Origin of the sequence: Corallococcus praedator, from assembly GCF_003612125.1 — a bacterium.
Taxonomy (GTDB): domain Bacteria; phylum Myxococcota; class Myxococcia; order Myxococcales; family Myxococcaceae; genus Corallococcus; species Corallococcus praedator.
Genome location: NZ_RAWI01000589.1, coordinates 1 through 4,175, shown reverse-complemented (window position 1 = coordinate 4,175; position 4,175 = coordinate 1). Strand labels below are relative to the sequence as shown.

Annotated in this window: 2 protein-coding genes; both read left to right on the top strand. The window is 72.1% G+C overall.

The features are described from left to right. Positions 1 to 268: 268 nt before the first annotated feature. On the top strand, positions 269 to 1,402 hold the full coding sequence (locus D7Y13_RS39285) for a hypothetical protein (RefSeq protein WP_120584198.1): 1,134 nt from the start codon (positions 269 to 271) through the stop codon (positions 1,400 to 1,402). A 226-nt stretch (positions 1,403 to 1,628) separates the two neighbouring features. Continuing rightward, positions 1,629 to 4,175: DEAD/DEAH box helicase (locus D7Y13_RS39280; protein WP_439329255.1), on the top strand; the 2,547-nt coding region annotated here is incomplete at its 3' end.

The window sequence follows — 4,175 nt, the reverse complement described above, 5'->3', positions numbered from 1 at the left end:
CCCCAGCCCCCACCCCAGAAGGCGGGTGCACCGGCAGTCGTACCCAACGCCAGACATTCCGTGCTGACAACCGCCAATTCCTTGCAAAGACAGCCCATGGGTCATTTGGGCTCCAAGTGGGTGTCTGGATACTCCGGACCCGGGTACAGTCTTTCGGGTATTGCTAGAAAATTATGCCTGTGGCAAAGAATGTTCACGGGCCCTGGCTGTCAATGTCTGGCGTCAGGTCCGTACCCACCCGCAGGCTTCGCATCCTCTGGAGACAGACATGTCACTCCTTCGTCCGCTTTCACTTTTCGCCGCCCTCTTGACGCTCGCTGGCTGTGGCACCGAAGCCCATGACGAGGGGCCGGCCCTTGGTCAGTCCGAGGCGGCGCTGACGGGCATCGACCTGGGCGTCTCCGAGCTGGGGGTGACGTGCGAGGGCCAGGTCCTGACGGTGACGGGAGCCATCCGCAACGAGGCGCCCACGGGCATCGACCCGTCGATCGCGGGCATCTACGCCGGGGACCCGGCCCAGGGCGGCACGCTGCTGGCGACGGTGAACGTGCCCTGGCTGGTGGGCAAGGAGCGCTATCCCTTCCAGGCGGTGGTGGAGGTGCCGGAGGGGACGCAGAAGCTGTTCGTGGTCGCGGACAACTTCGGCTTCTACCCGGAGGACGACGAGCTGAACAACACCGCGTCGGTGACGCTGGCGTCTGGTGGTGGCTGCGTGGTGAACCAGCCGCCGGTGGCGCTCTGCAAGAACGTGACGGTGTCGGCGTGCGCCGCCCAGGCGTCCATCAACAACGGTTCGTACGACGTGGACCTCTTCCCGCAGGCGCTGAGCCTCTCGCAGAGCCCGGCGGGTCCCTACGCGGTGGGCGTGACGCCGGTGACGCTGACGGTGTCGGACGGGATGGAGTCGAGCACGTGCTCGGCCTCGGTGACGGTGACGAACCCGACCGCGCCGGTGGCCGGGGCGAGCAAGGACCTGGTGCTGCCGTTCTCCACCGGGGCGGAGTACAAGCAGGTGACGCTGGCGGACTGCGCGCAGCCCGCGACGGACAGCTGCGGCGTGCCGTTGGATCTCCAGCAGTCGGGCTCCATCGTCCGCATCGTGTCGGACGAGGCGGAGGATGCGCTGTCCGGGCTGCGGCTGCTGGCGTGCAGGGACATCAAGCTGAGCGCGGACCGCAAGTCGGCGCAGCTGCGCGCGGAGTCCGGCCTGCTGGGCAACGGCCGCGTGTACACGATGGTCTATGAGGTGAAGGACGCGTTCGGCAACGCGACCACCAGCACCTGCAAGGTGAAGGTGCCCAGCCTCCAGGGCATCCTCTCCGTGGGTCTGGGCCCGGTGTACTGCCAGGGCACGGCGTGCCCGGCGGGCACGGGCAGCGGGTTGCTCTGCTCGCTGCTGTAGTTCCGGCACGCACCGCGGGTTCGAGGGTGGGACGGCCCGGGGATGCGCGGAGGTTCGCGCGGCCCGGGCCGTCGTGCGTGAAGGGCAGGGCGGCTTCACCGGGGGTGCAGGCGTGCGAGGGAGCCACGGCGTGCGTTGACGCAGATCGGAGCCTCCCCTAGCTTGGCCGGCTTCCCGGCGCCGCCGCTTCCGAAGGTGAGGAAGGGCCACGTCGCGAAAACCCCTCATGATGCGCAGGACGGACGAGGACTCGGGTCAGGGGGCGGCGCCACGGGACGAGCGCGCGCCGGATGACCTCATGCCCGTGCTCCGCGTGGAGTACGACACGGACGTCGAGGCCGGTGGGCACGTGGCCCCCGTGCTCCGGGTGCGTCCGGCGTGGCCGCCGCCGGAGGCCGGTGAGGAGGCGCTGACGTCCGGGACTGCTCGCGGGGAGGGCGCTGGCTCGGAGCTCGTGCGCGAGGACCCGGCCCCGAAGGCCGCGGCTTCGAACACGCTTCGTGGCCCCTCGACTCCGGAGGCTGCATCGCACCTCATGCGCGGCGACGCGGGCATGGAGGTCTCGACCTCCGGGCTCGCGGGTGAGGGCTTCTCGCCAGCCGCCGTGCCGGGCGTCGTGCGCGACGACGTGGCAATGAACGTCCTTCGCGGCAACACCTCCCGCCCCGCCACGCTCGATCTTCTTCGCACCGCGGCGCTGAGGCTCTCCGCGCCGAAGCCCGCGCGCGAGGACGCGCCGAAGGCCATGACACGCGCCGCCCCCGCGCCGGAGCTCGAGCGCGTGGATGATGCCGCCGACATCCCCCCTCCCGAAGAAGCCCCGGCCCGGGACGTGTCCTCCTCCGGGGACGTCACCCCCGCCGAACGTCAGGCCATGCAGGCCGCCGTGTCCTCCGGCCGCCGCAGGGAGCAGTGGGTCGCGCCGATCTACCTTCCCGAGGAACTGCGCGACGCGCTCGTGGCGGAGCGCAGCCAGTACCGCGCGCAGCGACTCCAGGAAGCGCGTGAGGTGGGGCTGGCCGGGCCCGGCGTGCTGGGGCTCGTGCCGGTGCCCGCCGCGGATCCAGACTGGTCCGGTGGCTCGCTGCTCGGCTTCGTGGGCGAGGAGCTGGTCTTCGCCGGGAACATCGTCCACCTGGACTTCGAATCCGGTCGCGTCTTCGCGGCGTCGGACGCCGGTGACGACCTGGACCGCCGCGTCCTCTCCTGCGAGCGCTGGTGCTACCGGCCCTATGACTTCGCCGAAGCCCTCTGCGCCGCGGCCTCCGCCTACGAGGAGCGCGTCCCCGCGCTCACCACCGCGCTGGCCCGGGCCCGTGGTGAACCGGCCGCGTCCACGCCCTCCGCCCGCGACGCGGAGCTCATCCCGGTGGACCGGCTCTGGCGTCAGCCGTGGGGCTGCGTCTGGGGACCTCCCGGCACCGGCAAGACGACCGCCGTCGCGGACCTCATCGCCCGGGCCCTGCGCGCGTACCCGAACGAGCGCATCCTCGCGGTGGCGCCCACCAACCGCGCCGCGGACGAGCTGGTGTTGCGCGTCAGCGCCCTCCTGGAGCGCGACCCCATCCCCCTGCGCCCGCTGGCCCGCAGCATCTTCCGGGGCGGCACCGGCGCGAGCGAGGCCCTGGCGAAGCTGCCCACCGTGGCGCTGGAGCAGAACAAGACCAGCAAGCTGCTCAACACCATCCAGGAGCGCGAACGCGAACTCACCCTGGAGCGCTCGCGGGGCGGCGCCGCGCCGGAGCTCGCCAAGATGCAGGCGGAGCTGCGCACGCTGCGCGGCCGCGTGAAGGACCCCACGCTCAAGGAGGCGGAGAAGGGCGAGAGCCCCCTCATGGTGCTCACCGTGCACCGCGCGCTCCGGCTGGTGTCGGAGCTGGAAGGGGAGGAGACCTTCCAGCGGCTCGTCGTGGACGAGGCCGGCATGGTGACGCGCGCGGCGACGGCGCTGCTCGCCCCGCTGGCGAAGCAGGTGACGCTCGCGGGAGACCCCAAGCAGATTGGCCCCGTGAGCCGCGCGGCGGAGGGCGCGGGCGGCGGCGCCCAGACGTGGCTTCGCGCCAGCGCCCTGTCCCACCTGGAGGACGCGGTGAAGGACGCGGAGCGGCCGGACGTGCTGCTCTTGCGCACCCAGCACCGCATGCACCCGGACATCGCCCGCGTGGTGAGCCACTTCTGCTACGGCGGCGCGCTGGAGGACGGCGACCTCGTGAAGGACCGGGCCCAGAAGCCCGCGCCCGTGCCTGCCTTCCCGGCGCGCGCGATGTGGCTGGTGCTGGACGGCCTGAGCCGTGACAACCGCCGCCTCACGCACGGCCGCGGCGAGACGGGCTCCGGCTACCAGCGTGAACTGTCCGCCGAGCTCGCCGTCACCCTGGCCCGTCAGGCCGTGCGCCTGGGCCTCACCGTGCTGTGCGTGACGCCCTACCGCGCGCAGGCGGCCCTGCTGCGCAAGCTGGGCAACGCGGCGGGGCTGCGCCACGACATGTTCAGCGCCTCCACCATCCACCGCCAGCAGGGCACGCAGTACGACGTGGTGATGGTGGACACGGTGGCCGGTGGCCGTCCCTTCCCGCCGCACACGCTGGTGCCCATCCTCAACGTGGCCGCCAGCCGCGCGAAGGACTACCTGCTGGTGCTCGCCTCGCGCGCGGAGGCCGGCGCTTCACCCGTGCCCCGGCGCTTCCTGTCGCTCCTGCCCCCCGTGCGCGTGCACGCGGGCACACCGCCCCGGCTGGAGCTCATCGCGTCGCAGCCACGTCCTCCTCCGCCC